Source organism: Serratia sp. SCBI, from assembly GCF_000747565.1.
GTDB classification, from domain to species: Bacteria; Pseudomonadota; Gammaproteobacteria; order Enterobacterales; family Enterobacteriaceae; genus Serratia; species Serratia ureilytica.
On sequence record NZ_CP003424.1, the window covers coordinates 1,202,368 to 1,227,861 of the forward strand.

At 60.9% G+C, this 25,494-nt stretch carries 26 protein-coding genes, 1 pseudogene and 1 riboswitch; of the genes and pseudogenes, 4 read left to right on the top strand and 23 right to left on the bottom strand.

Features of this window, described 5'->3' with window-relative positions:
• Window positions 1-3 precede the first annotated feature (3 nt).
• The 6 genes from SERRSCBI_RS05510 to SERRSCBI_RS05535 form a co-directional block, all read right to left on the bottom strand.
• Entirely contained in the window at window positions 4-831 is an 828-nt protein-coding gene (locus tag SERRSCBI_RS05510) for an amino acid ABC transporter ATP-binding protein (protein WP_015376924.1), read from the bottom strand.
• A 9-nt stretch (window positions 832-840) separates the two neighbouring features.
• Window positions 841-1,728: an amino acid ABC transporter permease gene (locus tag SERRSCBI_RS05515; protein WP_004940038.1), complete on the bottom strand. Its 888-nt coding sequence runs from the start codon at window positions 1,726-1,728 to the stop codon at window positions 841-843.
• A gap of 30 nt (window positions 1,729-1,758) precedes the next feature.
• Window positions 1,759-2,286: a GNAT family N-acetyltransferase gene (locus tag SERRSCBI_RS05520; protein ID WP_016928789.1), complete on the bottom strand. Its 528-nt coding sequence runs from the start codon at window positions 2,284-2,286 to the stop codon at window positions 1,759-1,761.
• 9 nt (window positions 2,287-2,295) lie between these two features.
• On the bottom strand, window positions 2,296-3,216 hold the full coding sequence (locus SERRSCBI_RS05525; protein WP_042783836.1) for an ABC transporter substrate-binding protein: 921 nt from the start codon (window positions 3,214-3,216) through the stop codon (window positions 2,296-2,298).
• 26 nt (window positions 3,217-3,242) lie between these two features.
• The gene (locus SERRSCBI_RS05530; RefSeq protein WP_042783837.1) at window positions 3,243-4,568 is read right to left on the bottom strand and encodes an LLM class flavin-dependent oxidoreductase; all 1,326 of its coding nucleotides are present in this window, start codon (window positions 4,566-4,568) and stop codon (window positions 3,243-3,245) included.
• A gap of 188 nt (window positions 4,569-4,756) precedes the next feature.
• Window positions 4,757-5,920 (bottom strand): M20 peptidase aminoacylase family protein, encoded by a 1,164-nt coding sequence (locus SERRSCBI_RS05535; RefSeq protein WP_042783839.1) that lies wholly within the window; start codon window positions 5,918-5,920, stop codon window positions 4,757-4,759.
• Window positions 5,921-6,265: 345 nt separating this feature from the next.
• On the opposite strand from SERRSCBI_RS05535, the gene cspE reads away from it, so the two are divergent.
• A complete protein-coding gene (gene cspE / locus SERRSCBI_RS05540; RefSeq protein ID WP_004940030.1) occupies window positions 6,266-6,475 on the top strand; it encodes a transcription antiterminator/RNA stability regulator CspE in 210 nt (69 codons plus the stop codon).
• Window positions 6,476-6,532: 57 nt separating this feature from the next.
• Here cspE and SERRSCBI_RS05545 read toward each other — a convergent pair whose 3' ends face one another.
• From SERRSCBI_RS05545 to crcB, 3 genes are all read right to left on the bottom strand, one after another.
• Window positions 6,533-7,723, bottom strand: a complete 1,191-nt coding sequence (locus SERRSCBI_RS05545) for a multidrug effflux MFS transporter (protein ID WP_042783840.1) — start codon at window positions 7,721-7,723, stop codon at window positions 6,533-6,535.
• Window positions 7,724-7,729: 6 nt separating this feature from the next.
• Complete coding sequence (locus SERRSCBI_RS05550) at window positions 7,730-8,326, bottom strand: TetR/AcrR family transcriptional regulator (protein WP_033642155.1); 597 nt, start codon at window positions 8,324-8,326, stop codon at window positions 7,730-7,732.
• A gap of 289 nt (window positions 8,327-8,615) precedes the next feature.
• Window positions 8,616-8,999, bottom strand: a complete 384-nt coding sequence (gene crcB / locus SERRSCBI_RS05555) for a fluoride efflux transporter CrcB (protein ID WP_004940022.1) — start codon at window positions 8,997-8,999, stop codon at window positions 8,616-8,618.
• Window positions 9,000-9,077: 78 nt separating this feature from the next.
• Window positions 9,078-9,140, bottom strand: a riboswitch (Fluoride riboswitch).
• An 83-nt stretch (window positions 9,141-9,223) separates the two neighbouring features.
• On the opposite strand from crcB, the pseudogene SERRSCBI_RS05560 reads away from it, so the two are divergent.
• Window positions 9,224-9,651 (top strand): annotated as a pseudogene (locus SERRSCBI_RS05560) (N-acetyltransferase family protein).
• A 1-nt stretch (window position 9,652) separates the two neighbouring features.
• On the opposite strand, the gene SERRSCBI_RS05565 reads toward SERRSCBI_RS05560, so the two are convergent.
• Window positions 9,653-10,720, bottom strand: coding sequence for a diguanylate cyclase (locus tag SERRSCBI_RS05565; protein ID WP_042783842.1), 1,068 nt, complete (start codon window positions 10,718-10,720; stop codon window positions 9,653-9,655).
• A gap of 218 nt (window positions 10,721-10,938) precedes the next feature.
• On the opposite strand from SERRSCBI_RS05565, the gene tatA reads away from it, so the two are divergent.
• On the top strand, window positions 10,939-11,154 hold the full coding sequence (gene tatA / locus SERRSCBI_RS05570) for a Sec-independent protein translocase subunit TatA (RefSeq protein ID WP_004940019.1): 216 nt from the start codon (window positions 10,939-10,941) through the stop codon (window positions 11,152-11,154).
• Window positions 11,155-11,247: 93 nt separating this feature from the next.
• Here tatA and lipA read toward each other — a convergent pair whose 3' ends face one another.
• The 13 genes from lipA to leuS all read right to left on the bottom strand — a co-directional run bounded on the left by lipA (window position 11,248) and on the right by leuS (window position 24,722).
• Entirely contained in the window at window positions 11,248-12,213 is a 966-nt protein-coding gene (gene lipA / locus SERRSCBI_RS05575; protein ID WP_004940018.1) for a lipoyl synthase, read from the bottom strand.
• Window positions 12,206-12,874: a lipoyl(octanoyl) transferase LipB gene (gene lipB, locus SERRSCBI_RS05580; protein ID WP_033651147.1), complete on the bottom strand. Its 669-nt coding sequence runs from the start codon at window positions 12,872-12,874 to the stop codon at window positions 12,206-12,208. Before lipB ends, lipA begins: the two co-directional genes overlap by 8 nt.
• Before the next feature lie 134 nt (window positions 12,875-13,008).
• The gene (gene ybeD / locus SERRSCBI_RS05585) at window positions 13,009-13,275 is read right to left on the bottom strand and encodes a DUF493 family protein YbeD (RefSeq protein WP_004940012.1); all 267 of its coding nucleotides are present in this window, start codon (window positions 13,273-13,275) and stop codon (window positions 13,009-13,011) included.
• 104 nt (window positions 13,276-13,379) lie between these two features.
• Window positions 13,380-14,591, bottom strand: coding sequence for a D-alanyl-D-alanine carboxypeptidase DacA (gene dacA, locus SERRSCBI_RS05590; RefSeq protein WP_004940010.1), 1,212 nt, complete (start codon window positions 14,589-14,591; stop codon window positions 13,380-13,382).
• Window positions 14,592-14,771: 180 nt separating this feature from the next.
• The gene (gene rlpA / locus SERRSCBI_RS05595; protein WP_042783843.1) at window positions 14,772-15,830 is read right to left on the bottom strand and encodes an endolytic peptidoglycan transglycosylase RlpA; all 1,059 of its coding nucleotides are present in this window, start codon (window positions 15,828-15,830) and stop codon (window positions 14,772-14,774) included.
• A gap of 10 nt (window positions 15,831-15,840) precedes the next feature.
• Entirely contained in the window at window positions 15,841-16,953 is a 1,113-nt protein-coding gene (mrdB, locus tag SERRSCBI_RS05600) for a peptidoglycan glycosyltransferase MrdB (protein ID WP_004940006.1), read from the bottom strand.
• Between the two features lie 8 nt (window positions 16,954-16,961).
• Window positions 16,962-18,857, bottom strand: coding sequence for a peptidoglycan DD-transpeptidase MrdA (gene mrdA, locus SERRSCBI_RS05605; RefSeq protein WP_033642160.1), 1,896 nt, complete (start codon window positions 18,855-18,857; stop codon window positions 16,962-16,964).
• Window positions 18,858-18,895: 38 nt separating this feature from the next.
• On the bottom strand, window positions 18,896-19,366 hold the full coding sequence (gene rlmH, locus SERRSCBI_RS05610) for a 23S rRNA (pseudouridine(1915)-N(3))-methyltransferase RlmH (protein WP_004940002.1): 471 nt from the start codon (window positions 19,364-19,366) through the stop codon (window positions 18,896-18,898).
• Between the two features lie 3 nt (window positions 19,367-19,369).
• Window positions 19,370-19,687 carry a ribosome silencing factor gene (rsfS, locus tag SERRSCBI_RS05615; RefSeq protein WP_004940001.1) on the bottom strand — a complete coding sequence of 106 codons (318 nt, stop codon included), beginning with the start codon at window positions 19,685-19,687 and terminating at the stop codon, window positions 19,370-19,372.
• Between the two features lie 194 nt (window positions 19,688-19,881).
• Window positions 19,882-20,544, bottom strand: coding sequence for a nicotinate-nucleotide adenylyltransferase (gene nadD, locus SERRSCBI_RS05620; protein WP_015376938.1), 663 nt, complete (start codon window positions 20,542-20,544; stop codon window positions 19,882-19,884).
• Window positions 20,534-21,568: a DNA polymerase III subunit delta gene (gene holA / locus SERRSCBI_RS05625; protein ID WP_042783844.1), complete on the bottom strand. Its 1,035-nt coding sequence runs from the start codon at window positions 21,566-21,568 to the stop codon at window positions 20,534-20,536. Before holA ends, nadD begins: the two co-directional genes overlap by 11 nt.
• A complete protein-coding gene (gene lptE / locus SERRSCBI_RS05630; protein ID WP_033633932.1) occupies window positions 21,565-22,125 on the bottom strand; it encodes an LPS assembly lipoprotein LptE in 561 nt (186 codons plus the stop codon). Before lptE ends, holA begins: the two co-directional genes overlap by 4 nt.
• A gap of 14 nt (window positions 22,126-22,139) precedes the next feature.
• Entirely contained in the window at window positions 22,140-24,722 is a 2,583-nt protein-coding gene (gene leuS / locus SERRSCBI_RS05635) for a leucine--tRNA ligase (protein WP_042783845.1), read from the bottom strand.
• Window positions 24,723-25,007: 285 nt separating this feature from the next.
• Here leuS and SERRSCBI_RS05640 point away from each other — a divergent pair, with 285 nt between their 5' ends.
• Window positions 25,008-25,490 carry a zinc ribbon-containing protein gene (locus SERRSCBI_RS05640; RefSeq protein WP_025301844.1) on the top strand — a complete coding sequence of 161 codons (483 nt, stop codon included), beginning with the start codon at window positions 25,008-25,010 and terminating at the stop codon, window positions 25,488-25,490.
• Window positions 25,491-25,494: the final 4 nt, after the last annotated feature.

The window sequence follows — 25,494 nt, forward strand, 5'->3', positions numbered from 1 at the left end:
CGCTCACAGTACTTTGTTGAGGAAGTTGACGGTGCGCGGGTGCTGCGGCTGAGCCAGCACCTGTCTGGCATCGCCCTGCTCGACGATCTGCCCGTCGACCATAAACACCACCCGATCCGCCGCTTCGCGCGCAAAGCCGATTTCATGCGTCACCACCACCAGCGTGACGCCCAGATCCGCCAACCCTTTAATCACGTCCAGCACTTCGCCGACCAGCTCGGGATCGAGCGCGGAGGTCGGCTCATCGAACAGGATCACCTTCGGGTTCAGCGCCAGCGCGCGCGCGATGGCGATGCGCTGCTGTTGACCGCCGGAGAGGTGGCGCGGGTAGGCGTCCGCCTTGTGGCGCAGCCCGACCGTATCCAGCAGCTCATAGGCCACCGCTTTCGCCCGTTCGCGGGAGTGGATCTTGTGCACCACCGGCGCTTCGATGATGTTTTCCAGCACCGTCAGATGCGGGAACAGGTTGAAGTTTTGGAACACGTAGCCGACGTTGATGCGCTGCCGGAGAATGGCCTTTTCCTTCAGCTCGTACAGCCGGTTACCCTTGCGGCGGTAGCCGACGTAGTCGCCGTCGATGCGGATAAAGCCCTCGTCGACGCGCTCCAGATGGTTGATCGCCCGCAGCAGCGTCGATTTTCCGGAGCCGGAAGGCCCGAGGATCACGGTCACGGTGCCCGGCTGCAGCGTCAGGCTGACGTCGTCCAACGCCTTGTGTTTGCCGAAGAACTTGCTGACGTTGCTGATTTCGATCAGGCCGCGCGCCGGCACCGGGGTGAGGTTGCGTGCCGGCTGTTCGGGCAAGGCGTAATAATCAATGGCTTCAGACATGCGGGTCTCCTAACGTTTTAGCCAGCCGGCCAGTTTCTGCCAGGGCGTCGGCGGCAGTTCGCGCACCGCGCCCCGGGCGAAATAGCGTTCGATGTAGTATTGGATCACCGACAGGGCGGTGGTGATGAACAGATACCAGACGGTGGCCACCATCAGCAGCGGTATCACCTGCTGGGTGCGGTTATAGATCACCTGGATGGTGTAAAACAGCTCCGGCAGCGCCAGCACATAAACGATTGAGGTGCCTTTCGCCAGACTGATGATCTCGTTGAATCCGGTCGGAATAATGGATCGCAGCGCCTGCGGCAGAATGATGCGGAAGGTGCGGCGATAGCCCGGCAGGCCCAGCGCCGCCGCCGCTTCGTGCTGGCCGTAATCCACGCCCAGGATGCCGCCGCGGATGATCTCGGCGGTATAGGCGGACTGCACCAGCGTCAGGCCCAGCACCGCCACGGCGAACTGGCCGAGGATATCGATGGTCGGGTAGCTGGCAAACACCACCGAGGTAAAGGGAATGCCCAGCGAGATGGCGTCGTACAGATAGGAAAAGTTATACAGGATGATCAGCACCAGGATCAGCGGCAGCGAGCGAAACAGCCAGATATACCCCCAGGCCAGCGACGCCAGCAGGTAAGAGCGCGACAGCCGCGCCAGCGCCAGCAGGGTGCCGAACAGGATGCTGAACAGCGTACCGAGCAGCGTCAGCAGCAGGGTCTGTCCCAGCCCTGCCAGCACCGCCGGGGCGAAGAACCACTCGGCGAACACGCCCCATTCCCAGCGCGCGTTGCCCGCCACCGATTGCACGATGGCGGCCAGAATAAACAGCGAAAACAGCGCACCGATCAGCCGCAGCGGATAGCGGGCGGGCACTACTTTCAAGACTTCTTGTTTGGACATGTCATGTCTCCTGATACAGATAAAGGGGCCTTAGGCGATTTTCCTTTCCGACGCGCAACAACAGGCGTCCTCTGCAATCAGGCTTTTGCGGAACGGCAGGCGGCCATCGTAGGGCGGGCGGCTGTAAACCTCGCTGTCGACGGTGGGATCGAACTGCGGCTGATAACCGTTGCTCAGGTACAGGCCCACCGCTTCGGGCTGGCGAAAGCCGGTGGTCAGATAGAGCCGGCGATAACCCTGCGCCAGCGCCAGCGTTTCCAACTGCTGCAACACCCGTTGCGCCAGGCCCTGGCGGCGCAGATCGCCCCGCGTCCAGATACGCTTCAGCTCGGCGGTTTGCCCGTCATAGCGCTTGAAGGCACCCATGGCGATCGGCGCACCGGCGCGCAGCAGCACGATGAAGGCGCCCTGCGGCGGCGCGTACAGGTCCAGCGGTTCCGGTTCCTGGTCACCAAAATAGTCGCCGTAGCGCTGACGATATTCGCCGAACAGCCCCTCGATCACCGGGGCGATCAGCGGGTCGGTCGGCAGCGTCTGAATGAAAGTGTCTTGCGTCATCGCACGCTCCTAATCGCCCAGACCGGGCGGGTTGATTTCCGACTGCGCAAGGCGTTCGACGCTCTCGCCCCAGCGGTTGAGCACCTGATCGTACTGTCCGCCGCGGATCGCGCCGTTCAGCGCTTCATTCACCGCCTGCACCAGCCCGTTGCCTTTACGGGTGGTGACGGCGATGTGCGCCGCCTTGGGCCAACCGCCTTCCACCGTGCCCGCCAGCCGGGTACGGCCATTCAGCGCCGCTTTATAGGCGCCCAGCACGTTGGGCCCGAAATAGGCGTCGGCCCGGCCGGATTGGATCGCCAGCGTGGCGGCCGCATCGTCGGTCACGTAGATCGGCTGGAAGGGTTTGAGTCCCTGCTGCCGATTCTGCTTGTCCCATGCCAGCAAGATGGCTTCCTGGTTGGTGCCAGAGCCGACGATGATCTTTAATCCGGCGATATCGGCAGGCTGTTTGATCGTCGCTATCTTGCCGCCGGTTTTGACATAAAAGCCGAGCGAGTCGATGCGATAGGTGGCGAAGTCGAAGCGGGTTTTGCGCTCTTTGGTGACGGTGACGTTGGTGATGGCCGCGTCATACTTGCCGGAAACCACCCCCAGCGGCCAGTCTTCCCACGAGGTTTGCACCACGTTCAGTTCCAGGCCCAGGCTGTCGGCCACCAACTGCGCGATATCCACTTCGCTGCCGATAAGCCGCCGGTTGTCGGCGGCGAACAGCGCCAGCGGCGGCGTGTTGAGCGCGGCGATCGCGACGGTGAACCGGCCCGGCTTCACGAAGCGGAAATCGGCCGGCAGCTTGGCGATCGCCTGCGGGTTTTTCGGCGCATGGATAGGGGTTTCATTGGCCTGCAAATCGATGCCGGTGCCCGCCTGCGCGGCGCCGGTCAGGCTCAGCAAGGCCGCCATGAGAGCGGCGGTAACGGTTTTCTGCATAGCGGGTATCCCTGAAAACGATCTTATTATTGGGTGAATCTGTTCAACGGACGCTTCAGGCCCAGGTGCTCGCGCAGCGTATCGCCGTGGTACGCCTGGCGGAACAGGCCGCGCCGTTGCAGGACGGGCACCACCCGATCGACGAAGTGCCCGAAGGCGTTGGGCGTACCGCCGCTGATGATGAAGCCGTCGGCGGCTTCGCCGTCGAACCAGCGTTGCAGGCCGTCCGCCACCGCTTCCGGCGTGCCGCTGAACACCGGGCGCGGCGAGGCGGCCTCCAGCGCCACCTGGCGCAGCGTGAGGTTACGCTCGCGGGCGTTGCGCTTGATGGCGTCGGTGGTGCTGCGGAAGCTGTTTTGCCCCAGATCGCCGATGTCCGGGAAGGGCGCGTCCAACGGATGGCGGGAAAAGTCGTAATGTTCGAAGTAGCGGCCAAGGTAGTTGAGGGCGTTCTCGATGCTGACCAGACGGGCCGTCTCTTGGTACTGGCGCTCGACGTCCGCATCGTCGTCGCCGACGATCACGCTGACGCCCTGGAAGATGCGCAGGTCGTCCGGTTCGCGCCCCTGTTCCACCAGCTGCCGCTTCACGTCCTGGTAGAAATCCTGCGCCTGCTCCAGCGTGTCGTGATGGGTGAAGATCGCATCGGCGTGCTTGGCCGCCAGCCGTTTGCCGTCTTCGGAGGCGCCGGCCTGGAACAGGATCGGGCGGCCCTGCGGCGTGCGGCCGATGTTCAACGGCCCCTGCACCGAGAAGAACTCCCCCTGATGATTGAGGGTGTGCAGTTTCCCGGCGCGGAAAAATTCGCCGCTGGCCTTATTGCGCACGAAGGCATCGTCTTCCCAGGAGTCCCACAGTCCTTTGGCGACGTCGAGAAACTCGCCGGCGATGCGGTAACGCAGGCTGTGCTCCGGGTGTTCGGCGCGCGAGAAGTTTTTGGCCGAACCTTCCAGCGGCGACGTCACCACGTTCCAGCCCGCGCGGCCGTTGCTCAGGTGATCGAGGCTGGCGAACTGGCGGGCGACGGTGAACGGATCGCTGTAGGACGTGGAGAGCGTGCCCACCAGGCCAATTTTGTCGGTGGCGGCGGACAGCGCGGCCAATAAGGTCAACGGCTCGAAACGGTTAAGAAAATGCGGAATGGACTTTTCGTTGATATATAAGCCATCGGCGACGAAGACGAAATCGAATTTCCCTTGTTCGGCTTTTTTCGCCGAGGCGATATTAAATTCGAGGTTGATGCTGGCGTCGGCGGTGGCGTCCGGGTGGCGCCAGGCGGACATATTTCCCGAGGCGCCGTGCAGAATGGCGCCCAGCCGTAATTGCCGTTGATTATTCGCGTTGTCGCTCATCGTGATTATCCTGTCATGCGCCGAAAGGCGCGCGGTGTCTGATGCGTCCACTATTGATGAGCGCTGTCGGGATGTAAAACAACAAAACAGCATATTCAAATGTTGAAAACTGCAAATATCACGGCGAGCGAAAATAATAATCCCCGGCGCGGCATCAGCGGCGTCGGGGAAATACTATTTCACGTTATTCAGGCGTTGCTGAGGGCTTTTTTCGCTGCGGGGGTTAATTGCTGCAGCGTACGCTCCGCCAGCAGCGAAAAATAGTGGGCGGCAGGAAAGAGGGCGCGCTCATCGGGATTGAAACGCGGATGGTGCAGGCCGAATTCGCTGGCGGAGCCGATGCTGACGAACGCGCCCGGCACGTGATGCAGATACAGCGCGAAATCCTCGCCGCCCATCTGCAGCTCCGCCTCTTCGACCCGGTAGCCGGCCTCGGCGGCGACGGTTTTGCTGAACGCCGCCCAATGGGCGTCGTTGATCACCGCCGGCGGCCCCGGCTGCCAGTGGAGTTCGGCCTGCGCGCCGAGCGCGGCGGCAACGCCGTCGATCACCTGGCGAATTTTATCCGGCACCTGGCGGCGCACCGAATCGCTGTGGGTGCGCACCGTGCCTTCCAGCTCGACAGTTTGCGGCAGCACGTTCCAGGTATTGCCGCCTTCGATGCGCGTCACGCTCACCACCAGCGATTCCAGCGAGCTGAAGCTGCGGCTGGGCAGCGTTTGCAGCGCGCCGACGATCTGGCTGGCGGTGACGATGGTATCGACACCCTGTTCCGGTTTGGCGGCGTGGGCGCCTTTGCCGGTGATGCGGATCTGGAAGCGATCGACGTTGGCGTAGAACGGCCCGGCGCGGGTGGCGAAGGTGCCGGTGGGCAGCTCCGGCGCATTGTGCAGGCCAAATATCGCCGCGACGTTATCCAGCGCGCCGGCGTCGATCAGGTGCCGGGCGCCGTTGAAGGTCTCTTCCGCCGGCTGGAAGAAGATGCGCACCGTACCCGCCAGTTCGGCTTCACGCGCTTTGAGCAGGTGTGCGGCGCCGAGCATCACCGAGGTGTGAAAGTCGTGCCCGCAGGCGTGCATCACGCCGCTGTTTTGCGAACTGAAGGGCACGTCGGCGATTTCGTCGATCGGCAGGGCGTCGATGTCGCCGCGCAGCGCGATGATCGGCCCCTGGCCGCTGCCGATCTCCGCCACGACGCCGGTTTTCAGCGCCAACGGCAGAAGGCGAATGCCCGCCTCTTGCAGCCAGCGGGTCAGGCGGGCGGTGGTGGCGAATTCGTGATTGGAAAGCTCCGGGTTTTGGTGCAGTTCACGCCGATAGGCGATGATCTTGTCTGCCAACTGGCTGGTCATAGGCTTGGCTCACAGTGGGAAATAAACCCTAACCCTAGTGCAGGGGCCGCCGAAGCAAAAAGACCATCTGGTTATATTTCATAGCGATTGTGTCTGCACGGTGCGTCAACGATGGGGGGAAGGGGCAGGTTTAGGCGTTCGCGCGTTGTTCGCCGGCGCAGGGAGAGGATTGACCTGGAACGGTAACTTACTGCAACCGGTGTCATTCATTTACACCGGACAACACGGATTTTTTCACTCTTTATCGGATTTCTGTGATCGCGGTGGTGGACAAAATCCTGCCTGCTTGCTGTACTGTAATCGACACAGGTTTTGTGTCTTTCATTCACGTTAAAGGTAAGTTTGATGTCTAAGATTAAAGGTAGCGTTAAGTGGTTTAATGAATCCAAGGGCTTCGGTTTCATTACTCCGGAAGATGGTAGCAAGGACGTTTTCGTTCACTTCTCTGCCATCGTTAGCAACGGTTTCAAAACGCTTGCTGAAGGCCAGCGTGTAGAATTTGAAATCACGAACGGTGCCAAAGGCCCATCTGCCGCTAACGTTACTGCTATCTAAGCTGCGTAGCTGAATTTCTTAAAACCCGCTCATTGAGCGGGTTTTTTATTGGGCGCGTTATGCGTCGCTGCGGCGGGCCAACAGGCTGAACAGCAGGATGGCGATGGCGTAACAGCCGACGATGGTCAGCGCCATCGACAGGCTCGAGGTGCCGCCCAGCCCGGTGAGCGGCACGGCGCAGGCGCCGAGCGCGAACATGCACACGCCGATCAAGGCCGACGCGCTGCCGGCTTTGTCCCCCTGGCTTTGCATCGCCAGCGACGAGGCGGTCGGGCCGACGATGCCGATCACCGCCACCGAGAAGAACAGCGGCACCAGCAACACGACCAACGGCGCATGCAGCGCGGCGGCCAACAACAGCAACAGCGATGCGACGGCCGCCAGCGTTAACCCGCCCCTCAACACCCGGCGTTCCCCCCAACGTGAACTGAGACGGCTGGCCAGCTGCGCCGCAATGATCAGCCCGACGCCGTTAATGGCGAAGCACAGGCTGAACATCTGCGGACTGAGGCCGTAGATCTGCTGCAAGACGAAAGGCGAAGCGCCGATATAGGCGAACATGCCGGCCATGACGAAGCCCTGCGTCAGGCACAGGCCCATGAAATAGCGCTGGGTCAGCAACCCGCCGAGCGACATCAGCATCGCCAGAATGCCGCCCTGGCTGCGGCGCTCGACCGGCAGGGATTCGCGCAGCTTCAGCGCCGATAGGCTGAACAGCAGCACGGCGATGGCCGCCAGCACGCCGAAGATGCCGCGCCAGTTCATCACCTGCAGCATGACGCCGCCCAGCACCGGCGCGACGATCGGCGCCAGGCCGTTAACCAGCATCAGCAGGGCGAAGAAGCGGGTCAGCTCGTGGCCGGCGTACAGATCGCGGGCAATGGCGCGGGAAATCACCGCGCCGCCGGCGCCGGCGATGCCCTGGAGCAGGCGGGCGATCAGCAATTGGTCGATGGTGGGCGCCAGCGCGCACCACAGCGAAGCGCCCAGCAGCAGGATCAGCGACAGCAGCAGCGGGCGCATACGGCCCAGTTTGTCGCTGTAAGGGCCAAAAATCAGCTGGCCGACGCCCAGGCCGAGCAGCCCGGCGGTCAGGCTGAGCTGCGCGGCGGCGGTGGAGGTATTCAGCTCGCCCGCCATTTCCGGCAGGGCGGGCAGATAGAGATCGGTGCACAGCGGCCCCAGCGCGGCCAACAGGCCAAGCACGACGGCGTACACCAGACGTTGTCTGGCTAAGTGTTTGGTCATGGGAGATTAAGATTTCCTGAACAGGTGAGAAATGGCCTGCTGATACAGATCGCGCAGCAGGGACGCATCGGCTTTTTGCGTGGTAAGGATACGGTAACCGGTGCCTTCGCTCATGACGGCGATAAACTCCACCCGCGCGGCGATCTCTTCCGCGCTGAAATCGGGATACAGCCGCTGCAGGTTGTGGCACACGTGGCGAAACAGCCGCGCCTCCGCATCGCTGAGCAGTTTGGCCACCACCGGGTTGCGCGTGGCCTCGGCGGTCACTTCCAGCATCAGCATGTGATCGGTTTCGCTCTCGCCCGGTTGCTGAAACAGCGTGCGCGCCGCCAGCGTGCCGGCGATCAGGTTGATGTGATCGCCAAGGTTTTCCAGGCGCTGCATCTTGCTGGTGATGATGCGATTGACGATCTCTTCGATAATCGCGTCTTTATTGGCGAAATAGCGATAGATTTGCCCGACGCTGAGCTGCGAGCCCTGGGCAATCTCCGCCATGCTGGCGGCATGGAAGCCGTGGCGGCGGAAGCTGGTTTTCGCCGCTTCGACGATCTGATCGCGGCGCGCCTGCACTTTGGCCTGTTTACTGTCGTTGGGGGAGAGCATCTGCCCGATCCTTTGCTGCGCGTGAGCCGGGTTCACAATTTTGGGTGTGAACGTTCATTCTCAATTGTAGTGTAACGGATGGGGAGGACGCAAGATGAACGCGCGTTGCGGGGAAAAGGTGTTTAGGCGAACAGGTAGGCGTTGATAAAGGCGGCGACGATCAGCACGCACAGCGCAACGGCGATCGCTTCGGCGGTGGTTTTCGGCAGGCTAAACATAGCGATTTCTCATCCAGTCAGGAGTTCTGGATGAGATTATGCGCATGCAAGATTAAGGAAACATTAAGGGCTTAGCGCCCGTTGACCCACATCACCAGCATGAAGGCCAGCAGCGTCATCGCCAGCGAGCCGGCCAGGTTAAGCAGCATGTTGGCCAATGCCCAGCCGAAGCGGCCGTCCTGCATCAGATACACCACCTCCAGCGAAAAGGTGGAGAAGGTGGTCAGGCCGCCGCAGAAGCCGGTGGTGATCAGCAGTTTCCAGGTGGGATCCAGGTGTGTCATGCGGGTGAAGATCGCCATCGCCAGACCGATGATAAAACCGCCGATCAGATTGACCATCAGCGTCCCTAGCGGAATGTGGGCGTTCAGCGGATTCATTTTCATGCTTACCGCCCAGCGCAAAACGCTGCCGACGCCGCCGCCGATAAAGACGGCCAGTAAAGAACTCAACATGGGGCAACTCCCTTTCAAACAGAGAAATTCACGGGCTCGGAAAGGGACAGGCGTAACGCTACGCGCCTCTCTCCGAGAGGTTACGTAGACATCATCAGCCTGTGAAGGCGGTTAGGGAGGAATGTCATCTCCAGCGTGCCGCACGGCCTTTTTCACCGTACCCGATGGATGTTACACCTAACGCCGTCTATTTTGTAGTATCGACCCCCTGCGAGGTAAAACCGATGGAAATCAGAGCGGCGCGTCTGGGCGACCGGCACGCTATCGCCGAATTGATGGCGGCGTTGGGCTATCCCGGCACCGAGGCGTTTCTGACGCAGCGCATGCAGCAACTGTTGGCGCACCCGGACGAGGCGCTGCTGGTGGCGGCGGACGGGGCGCAAGTGCTGGGCGTGTTGTCGCTGCATTTCCTGCCGCAGCTGGCGTTGGCCGGCGACATTGGCCGCATCAGCTATTTTTGCGTCGACGATCGGGCGCGCGGCGCGGGCGTGGGCGGCGGTTGTTGGCGGAGGGAGAGGCGCTGGCGCACCGTCGCGGCTGCGATCGGTTGGAGGTTCATTGCCACAGTCGCCGCGAGCGGGCCCATGCGTTTTACCTGCGTGAAGGCTTTGTTGAAGCGCCGAAGTATTTTGCCAAGTTATTAAGTCAGTAAGTTACTCCCCTGGCGGCACTGCCGTTTCCAGCCGGTTGCGGCCGTTTTGCTTCGCCCGATAGAGCGCGCTGTCGGCCGCTTTCAGCCAGTCCAGATAGCCGCCCAACGCGGGGTGGTAGTTGGCGATGCCGGCGCTGATCTGCAGCCGCAGTTGCGGCGCCTCCTTGAAGCTGACCGCGTCCAGCCGCTGCTGGATGCGTCGCAGGACGATTTCCGCCTGCTCGGCGTTGGTGTTCGGCAGCACCGCGCCAAACTCGTCGCCGCCGTAGCGCCCGACGATATCCACGTTACGCAAGCCGATCAGCAGCTCTTCCGCCAGCGCCGCCAGGGCCTCATCCCCCAAAGCATGGCCGAAGGTGTCGTTGATGGTTTTGAAGCGGTCGATATCCATCAGGATCAGCGTGGCGTTATCCTGGTAGCGACGGCAGCTGTCGAACTGGCGATGCAGCAGATGCTCCCAGTGGCGACGGTTGTATAAGCCGGTCAGCCCATCGCGGGTGCTGATGCGCTGCAGCTCCTGTTTCTTTTCCGCCAGCCGCTTGGCGGTGCGGTAAGTCACCAGCCCGAGCAGCGTCGGGTAAAGGTAGATCATCGGCAGGCACAGATAGACCTGCAACGGCGTGCTGTAGGGGTGAAACGGGAAGCCGAGCAGCGCGGCGGTGAATGCCGCCGTGGCCAGTTGCATGGCCAATCCTTTTACAAACAGCGTTTTGCCGGCTGAAGCGATGTTATTCATGCTCATCATCGACAGGATGACGATGGCGGGCAGCGCGTTGAACGCCATCATCGCCGCCCAGAAGCCGCCGAAAGCGGAGTCGATCAGCAGGTTGCGAATTTCGGCTTTGAACGGATCTTGGGCGCGGCAGGCCAGGCGGTACGCGAGATGCGGCCAGAGAAAGCCGTGAAAGGCCAGCAATAGCCAGATCGCCGCGGGCGGAGCCAGGGGATAGAGCGCGGCGCAGACGCAGATAAAGCCGAGCCCCAGACCGACGGCGCGGGGCAGGTAGGTGCGTTTGGCGAAGCTGAGGCCGGATTTTCGGGCATCGAAAATGGGTGGGGCAATATACATCCGGCATCTCCCTGATGAGTATCATGGCAGCGTATCATGCGGGTGATAAACTAAGAATAGTCTGGGATTCACGTCCAGAGGCCCTGTGGCATTACTGCGACCGATCTCACTCTGTTACATGTTGCGGTTGTGCGAGCCGAAGGAAAGTCGCTAAATATTCGCAGGCAAGGTCAGTTTTTCTCGCTGTTCACGCAGCGCTCTATGATAAGAAGGTGAGTATGGAAGGTATCAGCATTACCAAACTTCTGGTGATTGCGGTGTTGGTGATTTTACTGTTCGGCACCAGCAAACTGCGTACGCTCGGCGCCGATCTTGGCGCGGCGCTGAAAGGCTTTAAAAAAGCCGTGGGCGATGACAGCACGCCGCCGGCCGCCGGCAACAACGCCGCCGAAAGCCAGTCCGCTCAGCAGAGCGTCGAAAAGAAAGACGTTTAACCCCGTCTGACTGCGCGCAATAAAAAACGGATGCCTTGCGGACATCCGTTTTTTGGCGTTTCCGCCGTCTATAGCGTAACAAACTATTACGCGTTATTTCACTTCCATCCCTTTGGCCTGCAGATCGGCGTGGTAAGACGAACGCACGAACGGGCCGCAGGCGGCGTGGGTGAAGCCCATCGCCATCGCTTCTTCTTTCATCTCGTCAAACTCGGCAGGGCTGACGTAGCGCTGCACCGGCAGGTGGTGACGGCTCGGCTGCAGGTACTGACCCAGCGTCAGCATGGTCACGCCGTGGCGACGCAGATCGCGCATCACTTCAATGATTTCCGCGTTGGTTTCGCCCAGGCCGACCATCAGGCCGGATTTGGTCGGGATATCCGGGTGCGCTTCTTTAAAGCGCTCCAGCAGCTTCAGCGACCATTCGTAGTTGGCGCCCGGACGCACCTGGCGGTAGACGCGCGGCACGTTTTCCAGGTTGTGGTTGAATACGTCCGGCGGCGTGGCGGTGAGGATCTCCAGCGCGCGGTCCATACGGCCGCGGAAGTCCGGCACCAGCGTTTCAATTTTGATGTTCGGGCTTTTGGCGCGGATGGCGGAGATGCAGTCGGCAAAGTGCTGAGCGCCGCCGTCGCGCAGATCGTCACGGTCAACCGAGGTGATCACCACGTAACGCAGCGCCATGTCGGCGATGGTTTGCGCCAGCTTTTCCGGCTCGTTGGCGTCCGGCGCGATCGGGCGGCCGTGGGCCACGTCGCAGAACGGGCAGCGGCGGGTGCAGATGGCGCCGAGGATCATAAAGGTGGCGGTACCGTGGTTGAAACACTCGGACAGGTTAGGGCACGAGGCTTCCTCACAGACGGAGTGCAGGCCGTTCTTGCGCATCGCGGCTTTGATGCCCTGAATGCGCGTTGAGTCGGCAGGCAGTTTGATCTTCATCCACTCGGGTTTACGCAACAGCTCCTGCCGTTCGGTGACCACCGTTTTGACCGGGATCAGCGCCATTTTGTCAGCATCGCGGTATTTGACGCCGCGTTCCATCTGAATTGGTTTACTCATAATCGTGCAGGTTCCAGTTACGAAGCTCGACCGTCTGGTAGCCGAGTAAATGAACAAATTCCTGTACCAGGATTGGGTGTATGTCTTCAATGCCAACGCCGGGCGCCAGCGCGCTGACCTGCGTCATCTGCATACCGGCGTAACCGCAAGGGTTGATGCGTTGGAAGGGGCTGAGATCCATCGCCACATTCAGGGCCAGGCCGTGGAATGAGCTGCCTTTGCGGATCCGCAAACCCAACGAACAGATTTTCTGCTCCCCCACGTACACGCCGGGCGCATCCGGACGGGCGCGCGATGTGAGGCGGAAGTGGGCGAGGGTGTTGATAACCGTATCTTCTATCGCCGTGACCAATTGACGTACGCCGACCTTGTTGCGTTTCAGATCGACCATCACGTACATCACCTGCTGACCCGGCCCGTGGTAGGTCACCTGGCCGCCGCGATCGCTCTGGACAACCGGGATGTCGCCGGGCATCAGCACGTGTTCGGCTTTGCCGGCCTGACCCTGGGTGAACACCGGGTGATGCTGCACCAGCCACAGCTCGTCCGGCGTGGTCTCGGTACGACTGTCGGTGAAGTTATGCATGGCTTGGGATACAGGCGCGTAGGGCTGCAACCCCAGCTGACGCAAAATGATCTTGTCTGGTTGCAAAAGAGTCATCGTCAGGTTACAGAAGTGGTAAAGCCATTATACCGGGCGCTCCGGCCTGCGACCAGCCTTTCGCTGACCAAAAATGCGCAACCCGGGAAGACGCTGCGCCATCCCGGGTTGATAAGCAGGGGTTTATGCTGGAATTACAGCACCATGCGAACAATTTCAATGTTGCCCAACTCTTCGTAAAGGGTTTCGACCTGCTCGATGTGAGTGGCATTGATGGTGATGGAGACGGAGTGGTAGTTGCCTTTGCTGCTTGGCTTGACCTGCGGGTTGTAATCGCCCGGCGCATGGCGCTGCACCACTTCAACCACCTGGTCAACCAGCTCAGGCTGCGCCAGGCCCATTACCTTGTAGGTAAACGAGCAAGGGAATTCGAGCAGTTCGTTCAGTTTAGTTTTTTGCATGTGCGTGCGCTCCAGAGTGCTAGCTAATCTATAAAGTATAACTCCCGCCGGGGCGGGAGTTAGTGTTATTCACTATATGGGGACGATTTCGCCCGTTTCAACCGTTAACCGAACCAGTGGTGGAACATCAGTTTGATGTAGTCCACGATGCGGCTGAAGAAGCCGCCTTCTTTCACTTCGTTCATGACCACCAGCGGACGCTGGTCGATGGTTTTGCCGTCCAGCTGGAAGTTGATGCTGCCCACCACCTGGTTTTTCGCCAGCGGCGCGTGAATTTCCGGCGTGTTCAGCACGTAGCTGGCCTTCAGATCTTTCATGCGGCCGCGCGGAATGGTCAGGTAGACGTCTTTGTCCACGCCCAGCTCAACGCGGTCGGCATCGCCGAACCAGACCGGCTCGGAGGCGAACTCTTTACCGACTTTCAGCGGCGCCACGGTTTCGAAGAAGCGGAAGCCCCAGGTCAGCAGTTTCTTGCTTTCGGCTTCACGGCCTTTGTAGGTGCGGCCGCCCATCACGGCGGAGATCAGGCGCATTTGGCCTTCGGTCGCCGAAGCCACCAGGTTGTAGCCCGCCGCGTCGGTATGGCCGGTTTTGATGCCGTCGACGTTCAGGCTGTTATCCCACAGCAGACCGTTGCGGTTCATCTGGCGGATATTGTTGAAGGTGAACTCTTTTTCTTTGTAGATCGCGTATTCTTCCGGCACGTCGCGGATCAGCGCCTGGCCGATCAGCGCCATGTCGCGCGCCGAGCTGTATTGGCCCTGCGCATCCAGGCCGTGCACCGTCTGGAAGTGGGTATTCTGCAGGCCCAGCTTGCTGACGTAGGTGTTCATCAGGTTGACGAACGCGTCCTGGCTGCCGGCGACGTAGTCGGCCATTGCCACGCAGGCGTCGTTACCGGACTGCAGGTTGATGCCGCGGGTCAGTTTGGAGACCGGCACGCGATCGCCCGGCTTCAGGAACATCAGCGAGGAGCCTTTGAACACCGGGTTGCCGGTCGCCCAGGCGTCCTGGCCGACGGTCACCAGATCGTCCTGGCCGATTTTGCCCGCTTTCAGCGCCTGGCCGATGACGTAGCTGGTCATCATTTTGGTCAGGCTGGCCGGATCGCGACGCGCATCGGCGTTCATCTCGGCCAGCACCTTGCCGGAGTTGTAATCAATCAGGATGTACGCTTCCGCATCGATCTGCGGGACACCTGGGATCATGGTTTTGATGTTAACGTCATCGGCGTGCGCAACGGAGGCTGCGCTCATTGCGATAACGGTGCCGAGGGCGATGCTTTTGATTAAGCGAAAAGAAGTTACTTGTTTCATGATCGGGACTACAACATCCGTGAAAGTAAAGTTAAAAAACGAGCCACACTATAGCAGATGCGATCCCGGCAGGCATTACCCATTCATCTGACTAATTGCGGTTAGTGCCCTTTTAGCTGCAAGAAAATGTTTCAGCTAAATAACCGCTTATCGGCCGTGAATGCCCGCCGGGCTTAACGCTCAGGGTGCAGCAGTAACGAAAGACTGTTGTTGCGCTTCGCTCGCCAGGCGTTGCTGCAGCTGGGCCGCCTGTTGACGGCTGCTGAACGGGCCAAGCTGGACGCGGTAAACGTTGCCGTTGGCCGCCACTTTGCCCGGCACGCCAAACTGTTGGCTCAGGCTCTGTTGCCAGCTCTGGGCGCGTTCGGCGCTGCTCAGCGCGCCGACCTGCACCACGTAGCCGCCGGAAGAGGCGGCAGCAGCCGTGCCGACAGCCGCCGCGCCGACTTCAGGTTCGGAACCTTCCAGCACCCCGGCCGGCACCGCGCTCGGCGCGCCGAGGAAACCGCTGCGGCCGTTGGCGGCATTGCCGCCGGCTGCAGGGGCGCTGTTGTCGTCGGTGCGCAGGGTGCTGTTATCGATCGGGCGCACCGCCGCGCCGCTGGCGATCGGCGCCTCCTGTTGAATAGGGGTGCCCATGCCGCTGGAGCCGAGATCCGGGCGCGCCGGCAGGGCGTAGCTCTGTTTCGCCACGATGGTGCCGATGGTGCCGGGGCCGCTCAGCGTGCCGTCCGGCGCCACGTTGATGAAATCTACCTTGACCTTGGTGTTGTTGGACAGGTTGAGGCGGTCGGCGGCGGCTTTCGACAGATCGATGATGCGGCCCTTGGTGTATGGCCCGCGATCGTTGACGCGCACCACCAGCTGACGGCCGTTGGCCAGGTTAGTGACGCGCACATAGCTTGGGATTGGCAGGGTCGGATGCGCCGCCGTCAGGCCGTTGGGGTCAAACTGCTCGCCCAGCGCCGTGGTGTTGCCGTTGGCTTCTTCGCCATACCAGGCCGCCAGGCCGGTCTGCGAGAAGTTCTGCGGATCTTTTACGATGCGGTAAGTATCGCCATTAACCTTATAATCCTGCATGTTATTAGGGTTATAGGGTTCATATTGAGGCTCGACGCCGCCGATTTCCACCACCGGGCCGTTGTACGGCTGCGGAGGGGCTTGCTGTTCCGTGGTCGGGGCGGTACAGGCGGAGAGCAACACCGCCGCGACGCCGATCCAAAGCCATTCCTTACGCATTACTCACCTCTTATAAACTTTTAGACAGCATTTTCCGATGCGTGTGGATCGACATGATGATGCCGAAACCGGCCATCAACACTATCAGCGCCGAACCCCCGTAACTGACCAGAGGCAAAGGTACGCCAACTACCGGCAAAATGCCACTGACCATACCGATGTTAACAAAGACATAAACGAACAAAATCAGCATCAAGCCGCCGACCATGACGCGGCCAAAGGTGGTTTGCGCCTTGGCGGCGATCATCAGCCCGCGGATGATCACCAGCAGGTAAAGCGCCAGCAGCACCAGTACCCCGATCAGCCCCAGCTCTTCGGCCAGGACGGCGAAGATAAAGTCGGTATGGCGCTCCGGCAGAAACTCCAGCTGTGACTGGGTGCCGTGCAGCCAGCCCTTGCCGGACAGGCCGCCGGAGCCGATGGCGATCTTGGATTGAATGATGTGATAACCGGCGCCGAGCGGGTCGCTCTCCGGATCGAGCAGCATCATGACGCGGTCGCGCTGATAGCCGTGCATCAGGAAGAACCACAGCACCGGGATGAAGGCCGCCAGCGCGACGGCGGCGACGGCGATCAGCTTCCAGCTCATGCCGGACAGGAACAGTACGAACAGGCCGGAAGCGGCGATCAGGATAGAGGTGCCCAGATCCGGCTGCGCGGCCACCAGCAGCGTCGGCAGGAAGATCAGCACCAGCGCGATGGCGGTGTTTTTCAGCGAAGGCGGGCAGACGTCGCGGTTCATAAAGCGCGCCACCATCAGCGGCACGGCGATCTTGGCGATTTCCGACGGCTGGAAGCGCACTACGCCGAGATCCAACCAGCGCTGTGCGCCTTTACTGATCTGGCCGAAGGCGTCCACCAGGATCAGTAAAATCACGCAGAAGATATACAGATAGGGCGCCCAGCTTTCGTACACGCGCGGCGGGATCTGCGCCATGACGGCCATCACGATCAGCCCCATGACGATCTGCCCGATCTTGCGCTCCATCATGCCGATATCCTGGCCGCTGGCGCTCCACATCACGAAGGCGCTGTAGACCAACAGGGCCAGGATCAGCAGCAGGAACGTCGGGTCGATGTGGATTTTGGTCCAGATCGAGCCTTTTTGTTGGCTTTCAGTCATGTTCTACCTTAGTCACCTTCTACGCCAGGCGGCAGCGGGGCCTCGCTTGGCAATTGCGTATTGTTGTCGCCCAGCAGAATGTGGTCGAGGATCTGGCGGGTGATGGTCCCCACCGCCGGACCGGAGCCGCCGTTTTCCAGAATGATGGCGACCGACACCGTCGGGTTGTTGAACGGTGCGAAGGCGGTCATCAGTTTGTGATCGCGCAGGTGCTCCGCCAGTTTGTGGGCGTTGTAGGTTTCATAGCCGAATACCTGTGCGGTACCCGATTTCGCCGCGGCTTTATAAGGTGCGTCCGCAAAGTATTTGCGCGCCGTCCCGTTCGGACGGTTGGCCACACCGTACATGCCGTCTTTGGCAATTTCCCAGAAGCCGGAGTGAATATCGCCGATCTGCGTGTTTTCTTCCTGTTTGAACGGCACCAGCGCGCCGTTGATGCGGGTGCTCTGCAGCAGGTGCGGCGTTTTGACGGTGCCGTCGTTGATCAGGGTGTTCAGCGCCTTGGCCATCTGGATCGGCGTCGCGGTCCAGTAACCCTGGCCGATGCCTACCGGAATGGTGTCGCCCTGATACCACGGTTTTTTATAGCGTTTCTGCTTCCATTCGCGCGTCGGCATCAGGCCGGAGCGCTCTTCGGACAGATCGATGCCGGTGTACTGGCCGTAACCGAATTTGGTCAGCCAGGTCGACAGCCGATCGATCCCCATGTCATAAGCGACCTGGTAGAAATAGGTATCTGCGGACTCTTCCAGCGCCTTGGTGACGTTCAGGCGGCCGTGGCCCCATTTCTTCCAGTCGCGAAAGCGTTTTTCCGAGCCGGGCAATTGCCACCAGCCGGGATCGAACACCACGGTGTTTTTGGTGATCACCCCGGCGCTCAGCGCCGACACCGCGATATAAGGCTTCACCGTCGAGGCGGGCGGGTAGACCCCCTGGGTGGCGCGGTTGATCAGCGGGCGATTCGGATCGTTCAGCAACCCCTGATAGTCCTTGCTGGAAATGCCGTCGACGAACAGGTTCGGATCGTAGCTCGGGTTGGAGACCATCGCCAGGATGGCGCCGGTGCGCGGATCGCTCACCACCACCGCGGCGCGGCTGCCGACCAACAGCTGTTCGATATAGCGCTGCAGGTTAAGATCGAGCGTCAGGTAGACGTCCTGACCGGCGGAAGGCGGCTGTTCGTGCAATTGGCGGATCACCCGGCCGCGGTTGTTGACCTCGACCTCTTCATAGCCGGTTTTGCCGTGCAGCGTGTCTTCGTAATAGCGTTCGATGCCCAGCTTGCCGATATCGTGGGTGGCGGCGTAGTTGGCCAGTTTGCCGTCTTTGTCCAGCCGCTCGACGTCGCGATCGTTGATCTTGGACACGTAGCCGGTGACGTGGGTGAGGGCGGAGCCGTAGGGGTAGTAGCGGCGCTGGTAGCCTTTCACTTCCACACCCGGGAAGCGGAACTGATTGACCGCAAAACGGGCGACTTGCACCTCGGTCAGCGCGGTTTTCACCGGAATGGAGACGAAACGGCGCGAGCGCTTGCGCTCTTTTTCGAAATTGGTGATGTCGTCATCGGTCAAGTCGACCACCGGGCGCAGCGCCTGCAGCGTGGCTTTGAGATCGTCGACCTTTTCCGGCATCAGTTCCAGCTGATAAATGGTGCGGTTGAGCGCCAGCGGAGTGCCGTTGCGATCGTAGATAATGCCGCGGCTGGGCGCGATGGGCACCAGCTTGATGCGGTTTTCGTTAGAGCGGGTGCGGTAATCCTCGACGCGGACCACTTGCAGATTATACAGGTTGGCGATCAGGATGCCGGACAGCACCAGGATGACCAAGAACGCCACCAGGGCGCGGCGTACAAACAGGGCGGATTCAGCCGTATAGTCGCGAAAAGGGTTACGTTCTATTTTCATCCCGCTGCTTTATTTCACTCTGTCACGGTCACCACCGGCTATTCCCGGTGGTAAGGATGATTTGTAGTAATACTCCAGGCGCGGTAGAGGCTTTCGGCCACCAGGACGCGCACCAAAGGATGCGGCAGTGTCAACGGAGAAAGCGACCAACTCTGCTCGGCAGCGGCTTTGCAGGCGGGCGCCAGCCCTTCCGGGCCGCCGATCAGCAAGCTGACGTTGCGGCCATCCTGCTTCCAGCGCTCAAGCTGCTGCGCCAGCTGCGGCGTTTCCCACGGCGTGCCTGGGATATCCAGCGTAACGATGCGGTTGCCTTTGCCCACCGCCGCCAGCATTTGTTCGCCTTCCTTGTCCAGAATGCGTTTGATGTCGGCGTTTTTGCCGCGTTTGCCGGCCGGGATCTCGGTCAGCTCAAACGGCATATCTTTGGGAAAGCGGTGCAGGTAATCCATAAAGCCGGTTTGCACCCAGTCTGGCATTTTGGTGCCGACCGCCACCAATTGCAGTTTCACCGCTTAGCTCCAGAGTTTTTCCAGCTCGTACAGGCGACGGCTTTCTTCCTGCATCACGTGCACGATCACTTCGCCCAGATCGACCACGATCCAGTCGGAGGCTTCCTGGCCTTTCATGCCAAACAGTTCCATGCCCGCGGCGCGGGATTCCTGCACCACGTGGCTGGCGATCGACATCACGTGGCGAGTCGACGTGCCGGTGCAGATGATCATGCAATCGGTGATACTGGATTTGCCCTGTACGTCCAGAGCGACAATGTCTTGGCCTTTGAGGTCATCGATTTTATCGATGACGAAATCTTGGAGCGCTTTACCTTGCAAAGGTTCCCCCTCGGGTGTGTTCTGTTCAGTCGGCTGCGGCGGGCAACATGCGCGCGCCGCGGCGTAACCGGATAAAGGTTTCGGCAGGCTGCCGCTGAAAGCCAGCTAACTGGTGACTGCCCGGCCAGCTAAGGTTTCCGGGGTTTTCAGCGGATACCTGAAAAATAGCGGCGCAGTATATCACGCACCTTTCGCTAGCGATATAAACCCTGCAACTCGATATAGCGCTGCACCGGGCGCGGCAGCAGATCGTCGCAGTTGAGGCCCTGATGGCGGCGCTGGCGGATCTCGGTGGCGGAAATTTCCAGCTCCGGCGTATCGGCCAGATAGATATGGCCGTGCGGGCGGCGGCTGAGCAGCGCCGGGTCGGCGGTGCGATGACGTTCCAGCCACTGCTGCAGTTCCGGCGTGTCCATGCGATCGTTATAGCCCGGGCGCGCCAACACCAGCAGATGGCAGACGTCCAACAGCGCCTGCCAGCGATGCCATTTATGCAGCGTCAGCAGCGAGTCCTGGCCAATAATAAACGCCAGCGGCTGGGCGGCGCCACGCTCTTTACGAATCGTTTCCAGCGTCTCGATGGTGTAGGAGGGGGTGGTGCGATGCAGTTCGCGATCGTCGACCGCGAACAGCGGATTGCCGGCGATCGCCAGCTCGACCATCTTCAAGCGCTGCTGTGCGTTGGCCTCGGGCTGCGGGCGGTGCGGCGGCACGTGGTTAGGCAGCAGCGTGACGCGATTCAGGCCCACTTCGGCGGCCAGCGCCTCCACCGGCCGCAGATGGCCGTAGTGGATCGGATCAAAGGTGCCGCCAAACAGTGCGTGCAATACGGTGGGGTGTTCCGGATTAGTGGGCATCGGTAAAACTCGTGGCCAGGGGTTTGCCGCACAGCAGCATCGACAGGGTTTCCAGTTCCGGCCAGACCGACTGGCCATAGTCCTGCTTGAGGGTCAGCTCGATTTGCGTCAGCAGCTGTACCGCTTGCTGCAGCTGGGCGCCGGACAGGCGTTGCAGCGCCTGAGTGACCAGCGGGCGGCGGTTCTGCCAGACCTTGTGCTGATCGAACAGCGTGCGCAGCGGCGCGGACGCCATGCGGCGCTGCAGCGTCAGCAACAGCAGCAGTTCGCGCTGCAGGGTGCGCAACAGGATCACCGGCTCGACATCCTCTTGCTGCAGCTGCTGTAAAATATGCCAGGCGCGCTTGCTCTTGCCGGCCAGCAAGGCGTCCAGCCAGTGGAACGGCGTGAAGTGGGCGGCGTCGTTCACCGCCTGCTCGACGCGCGGCAGGGTGAGCTTGCCGTCCGGGTGCAGCAGCGACAGCCGCTCCAGCGCCTGCGACAGCGCCAGCAGGTTGCCTTCGTAGCAGTAGCACAACAGCTGATTGGCCGCGTCGTCCAACTCCAGCTTCATCGCCTTGGCGCGCGCGGCGACCCAGCGCGGCAGCTGTGCCTGCTCCGGCGTCTGGCAACTGACGAGGGCGCCGTGCGGGCTGAGCGCCTTGAACCAGGCGCTGTTTTCCTGCGCTTTGGTGAGGCGCGGGCCGCGCAGGATCAGCAGGATGTCGTCGTGCAGCAGGGTGGCGAGCTTGGTCAGCTGTTCGCCGATCGGCGCCGTCGGGCCGTTTTCCGGGAAAATCAGCAGCAGCGTCTGGCGGCTGGCGAACAGGCTCATCGCCTGGCAGATGCCGAAGATGGCGTCCCAGTCGGTATGGGCGTCGAGGGAAATGCTGTAGTGCTCGCTGAACTGCTGCTGTTGCGCGGCCTGCCGGAGCAGATCCTGGCTTTCCTGCAGCAGCAGCGGTTCATTGCCGCTCAATAAATAACAAGCGCGCAGCCCCTCTCGGAGCTGCGCGGCAAGTTGTTCCGGATAAATGCGGATCATTGTGCGGTTTGGCTTGCCGCTCGTTCGCCGACGGCAGCGGCTTTCTGCCGGTTTTCTTCTTCCGCCGCGTGCACGGTCAGCAGTTTGCGCACCAGCTGTTGCGCCGCCTGCTCACGCATTTCCTGGCGAATGATCTCCTGCTCGGAGTCTTTGGCCAGCGCGGTCAGCGGGTTGTCGAAGAACGAACGGAACACTTTCACCGACAGCGGATACAGGTCGTGCCCCGGGATCAGCACCTGGGCCTGCACGGTCAGCACCAGCTGATACTCGGCGGTTTTACCGTCCTGGAAGATCGAGGCGGTATCCTGGCTTTCCGTCGCGCCGACGATGCGCAGAGAAGGCACGTCTTTACGCTTCGGATCGCTGACGATGGTCACGGCGTTCAAACGCAGTTGCTCACGCACCGCGCGCGTCAATGGCCCATAAGGATCCGAACTGTCCAGGATCAGCGTTTTCATTTCATTAGGCACCTGCGTGGTGCCACGCAGGTGAAAACCGCAGCCGGCGGTGACCAGCACCGCCAACCCCAGCAACAGCGTCAGAATACGTTGTCGCACAACTCCTCCTTGTGTTAACCCACAACCAGGTTAAGCAGTTTGCCCGGAACGTAGATCACTTTGCGAATCGTGACGCCGTCCAGATATTTAGCCACCAGATGCTCTTCGGCAGCGCGCGCGCGCACTTGCTCTTCGGTCGCATCGGCAGATACGGTGATTTTAGCGCGAACCTTGCCGTTCACCTGCACCACCACCAGCTTGGAGTCCTCGACCATCGCCTGCTCGTCGGCAACCGGCCATGGCGCGGTGTCCACGTCGCCTTCGCCGCCCAGCGCCTGCCACAGGGCGAAGCACACGTGCGGGGTGAACGGATACAGCATGCGAACGACGGCCAGCAGCGCTTCCTGCAGCAGCGCGCGATCCTGCTCGCTCTCCTGCGGCGCGCGGGCCAGTTTGTTCATCAGCTCCATCACGGCGGCGATCGCGGTGTTGAAGGTCTGGCGGCGGCCGATATCGTCGGTCACTTTGGCGATGGTTTTGTGCAGATCGCGGCGCAGCGCTTTCTGCTCTTCGTTCAGCGACGCCACGTCCAGCGGCTGCACCGCGCCTTTTTCCACGTGATCGTAGGCCAGTTTCCATACGCGCTTCAGGAAGCGGTTAGCCCCTTCCACGCCGGATTCCTGCCACTCCAGCGTCATTTCTGCCGGTGAAGCGAACATCATGAACAGACGCACGGTGTCCGCGCCGTATTTTTCCACCATCTCCTGCGGGTCGATGCCGTTGTTCTTCGACTTCGACATTTTGCTCATGCCAGCATAGACCAGTTCACGGCCTTGCGGATCGGTGGCCTTGATGATGCGGCCTTTGTCGTCGCGCTCGACGGTGGCGTCAACCGGGGATACCCAGACGCGCTCGCCGCTGTTGCCGGTGTAGTAGAAGGCGTCGGCCAGCACCATGCCCTGACACAGCAGGCGCTTGGCCGGCTCATCGGAATCCACCAGGCCCGCATCGCGCATCAGCTTGTGGAAGAAGCGGAAGTACATCAGGTGCATGATGGCGTGCTCGATGCCGCCGATATATTGATCGACCGGCAGCCAGTAGTTGGCGGCGGCCGGATCCAGCATGCCCTGGTCATACTGCGGGCAGGTGTAGCGCGCGTAGTACCAGGAGGACTCCATAAAGGTGTCGAAGGTGTCGGTTTCGCGCAGCGCCGGCTGGCCGTTGACGGTGGTCTTCGCCCACTCAGGGTCGGCCTTGATCGGGCTGGTGATGCCGTCCATGACCACGTCTTCCGGCAGGATCACCGGCAGTTGGTCTTCCGGCGTCGGCATCACGGTGCCGTCTTCCAGGGTCACCATCGGGATTGGCGCGCCCCAGTAACGCTGACGTGAAACGCCCCAGTCGCGCAGACGGTAATTGACCTTGCGCTGGCCGACGCCTTTGGCGACCAGTTTGTCGGCGATGGCGTTGAAGCCCGCTTCGTTGTCCAGACCGTCAAACTCGCCGGAGTTGAACAGCGCGCCTTTGTCAGTCATCGCTTCGGCGCTCACGTCAGGCTGGCTGCCGTCGAGGTTCAGGATCACCGGTTTGATCGGCAAATCATATTTGGTGGCGAATTCCCAGTCGCGCTGGTCGTGCGCCGGTACTGCCATCACGGCGCCGGTGCCGTATTCCATCAGCACGAAGTTGGCGACCCACACCGGCAGCTTCTCGCCGCTCAGCGGATGGACAACGAACAGGCCGGTCGGCATGCCTTTCTTCTCCATCGTCGCCATTTCGGCTTCGGCCACTTTGGTGTTGCGGCATTCGTCGATGAAGTCGGTCAGCGCCGGGTTGTTGTGCGCGCCCTGTTGCGCCAGCGGGTGGCCCGCGGCGACCGCCACGTAGGTGGCGCCCATGAAGGTGTCGGGACGGGTGGTGTAAACCGTCAGCTTCTCTTCGCTGCCAGCCACGTCGAAGGTGATTTCCACGCCTTCGGAGCGGCCAATCCAGTTGCGCTGCATGGTTTTCACCTGTTCCGGCCAGCTTTCCAGCGTGTCCAGATCGTTCAGCAGCTGATCGGCGTAGGCGGTGATTTTGATGAACCACTGCGGGATCTCTTTACGCTCGACCTTGGTGTCGCAGCGCCAGCAGCAGCCGTCGATAACCTGTTCGTTGGCCAGCACGGTCAGATCGTGCGGACACCAGTTCACCGCCGAGGTCTTCTTGTAGACCAGGCCTTTTTCATACAGCTTGGTGAAGAACCACTGTTCCCAGCGGTAGTATTCCGGCTGGCAGGTGGCGATTTCGCGATCCCAGTCGTAGCCGAAGCCCAGCAGTTTCAGCTGGTTCTTCATGTATTCGATGTTGTCGTAGGTCCACGGGGCCGGCGCGGTGTTGTTTTTCACCGCCGCGCCTTCCGCCGGCAGGCCGAACGCATCCCAGCCGATCGGCTGCAGTACGTTTTTGCCCAGCATGCGCTGATAGCGTGAGATCACGTCGCCGATAGTGTAGTTACGAACGTGGCCCATGTGCAGTCGGCCGGACGGGTAAGGCAGCATGGATAGGCAGTAGTACTTTTCCTTGCTGTCGTCTTCGGTAACTTTGAAAGTCTGCTTCTCTTGCCAGTGAAGCTGTACGTTCGATTCTATGTCTTCTGGACGGTATTGCTCTTGCATGGCGGCCGGTGGTCCTGTAGGTGTAAACCGTTGCCCCGGTCAGAGGCAACGCAATGAACATTTAGTATTCGTAGATCCGCATAGCATAGCTGATAAGACCTCCCGGCAACAACTCCAAGCGCCTGACTCGGCGCATTTAAAAAAAACGCCGCCATGACGCGGCTCACAACCTGCGGATCCCGCGTCTTGCCAAGTGACATCAGTCATTTACGGCTAAAATAAGAACAAGTAGCTTAAGGGTATCCCCATGGCCAAGTCCGGCGCAGCGTTTATCGAGGAGAGTCTATGAACAAGGTTGCTCAGTATTACCGCGAATTGGTGGCATCGCTGACCGAACGTCTGAAAAACGGCGAACGCGATATCGACGAACTGGTGGCCAGCGCGGAGCGGCGGTTGAACGAGGCCGAAGATCTGACGCGCGACGAGGTGCGGCAGGTAACGCAGGCGGTGCGGCGCGATCTGGAAGAGTTCGCCCGCAGCTATCAGGAAAGCCGGGACGAGTTTACCGACAGCGTGTTTATGCGGGTGATTAAGGAGAGCCTGTGGCAGGAACTGGCGGATATCACCGATAAAACCCAGTTGGAGTGGCGCGAGGTGTTCAAGGATGTCAGCCACCACGGCGTGTATCACAGCGGTGAAGTGGTGGGGCTGGGCAATCTGGTCTGCGAGCAGTGCCATTACCACCTGGCGTTCTACACGCCGGAGGTGCTGCCGCTCTGCCCGAAATGCGGTCACGACCAGTTCCAGCGTCGGCCATTTGAACCCTGATGAC

What these genes read in the sequence shown, in the direction of transcription:
- SERRSCBI_RS05510 (WP_015376924.1), bottom strand. Translation starts at nt 831, where the DNA reads ATGTCTGAAGCCATTGATTATTACGCCTTGCCCGAACAGCCGGCACGC.
- SERRSCBI_RS05515 (WP_004940038.1), bottom strand. Translation starts at nt 1,728, where the DNA reads ATGTCCAAACAAGAAGTCTTGAAAGTAGTGCCCGCCCGCTATCCGCTG.
- SERRSCBI_RS05520 (WP_016928789.1), bottom strand. Translation starts at nt 2,286, where the DNA reads ATGACGCAAGACACTTTCATTCAGACGCTGCCGACCGACCCGCTGATC.
- SERRSCBI_RS05525 (WP_042783836.1), bottom strand. Translation starts at nt 3,216, where the DNA reads ATGCAGAAAACCGTTACCGCCGCTCTCATGGCGGCCTTGCTGAGCCTG.
- SERRSCBI_RS05530 (WP_042783837.1), bottom strand. Translation starts at nt 4,568, where the DNA reads ATGAGCGACAACGCGAATAATCAACGGCAATTACGGCTGGGCGCCATT.
- SERRSCBI_RS05535 (WP_042783839.1), bottom strand. Translation starts at nt 5,920, where the DNA reads ATGACCAGCCAGTTGGCAGACAAGATCATCGCCTATCGGCGTGAACTG.
- cspE (WP_004940030.1), top strand. Translation starts at nt 6,266, where the DNA reads ATGTCTAAGATTAAAGGTAGCGTTAAGTGGTTTAATGAATCCAAGGGC.
- SERRSCBI_RS05545 (WP_042783840.1), bottom strand. Translation starts at nt 7,723, where the DNA reads ATGACCAAACACTTAGCCAGACAACGTCTGGTGTACGCCGTCGTGCTT.
- SERRSCBI_RS05550 (WP_033642155.1), bottom strand. Translation starts at nt 8,326, where the DNA reads ATGCTCTCCCCCAACGACAGTAAACAGGCCAAAGTGCAGGCGCGCCGC.
- crcB (WP_004940022.1), bottom strand. Translation starts at nt 8,999, where the DNA reads ATGTTGAGTTCTTTACTGGCCGTCTTTATCGGCGGCGGCGTCGGCAGC.
- SERRSCBI_RS05565 (WP_042783842.1), bottom strand. Translation starts at nt 10,720, where the DNA reads ATGTATATTGCCCCACCCATTTTCGATGCCCGAAAATCCGGCCTCAGC.
- tatA (WP_004940019.1), top strand. Translation starts at nt 10,939, where the DNA reads ATGGAAGGTATCAGCATTACCAAACTTCTGGTGATTGCGGTGTTGGTG.
- lipA (WP_004940018.1), bottom strand. Translation starts at nt 12,213, where the DNA reads ATGAGTAAACCAATTCAGATGGAACGCGGCGTCAAATACCGCGATGCT.
- lipB (WP_033651147.1), bottom strand. Translation starts at nt 12,874, where the DNA reads ATGACTCTTTTGCAACCAGACAAGATCATTTTGCGTCAGCTGGGGTTG.
- ybeD (WP_004940012.1), bottom strand. Translation starts at nt 13,275, where the DNA reads ATGCAAAAAACTAAACTGAACGAACTGCTCGAATTCCCTTGCTCGTTT.
- dacA (WP_004940010.1), bottom strand. Translation starts at nt 14,591, where the DNA reads ATGAAACAAGTAACTTCTTTTCGCTTAATCAAAAGCATCGCCCTCGGC.
- rlpA (WP_042783843.1), bottom strand. Translation starts at nt 15,830, where the DNA reads ATGCGTAAGGAATGGCTTTGGATCGGCGTCGCGGCGGTGTTGCTCTCC.
- mrdB (WP_004940006.1), bottom strand. Translation starts at nt 16,953, where the DNA reads ATGACTGAAAGCCAACAAAAAGGCTCGATCTGGACCAAAATCCACATC.
- mrdA (WP_033642160.1), bottom strand. Translation starts at nt 18,857, where the DNA reads ATGAAAATAGAACGTAACCCTTTTCGCGACTATACGGCTGAATCCGCC.
- nadD (WP_015376938.1), bottom strand. Translation starts at nt 20,544, where the DNA reads ATGCCCACTAATCCGGAACACCCCACCGTATTGCACGCACTGTTTGGC.
- holA (WP_042783844.1), bottom strand. Translation starts at nt 21,568, where the DNA reads ATGATCCGCATTTATCCGGAACAACTTGCCGCGCAGCTCCGAGAGGGG.
- leuS (WP_042783845.1), bottom strand. Translation starts at nt 24,722, where the DNA reads ATGCAAGAGCAATACCGTCCAGAAGACATAGAATCGAACGTACAGCTT.
- SERRSCBI_RS05640 (WP_025301844.1), top strand. Translation starts at nt 25,008, where the DNA reads ATGAACAAGGTTGCTCAGTATTACCGCGAATTGGTGGCATCGCTGACC.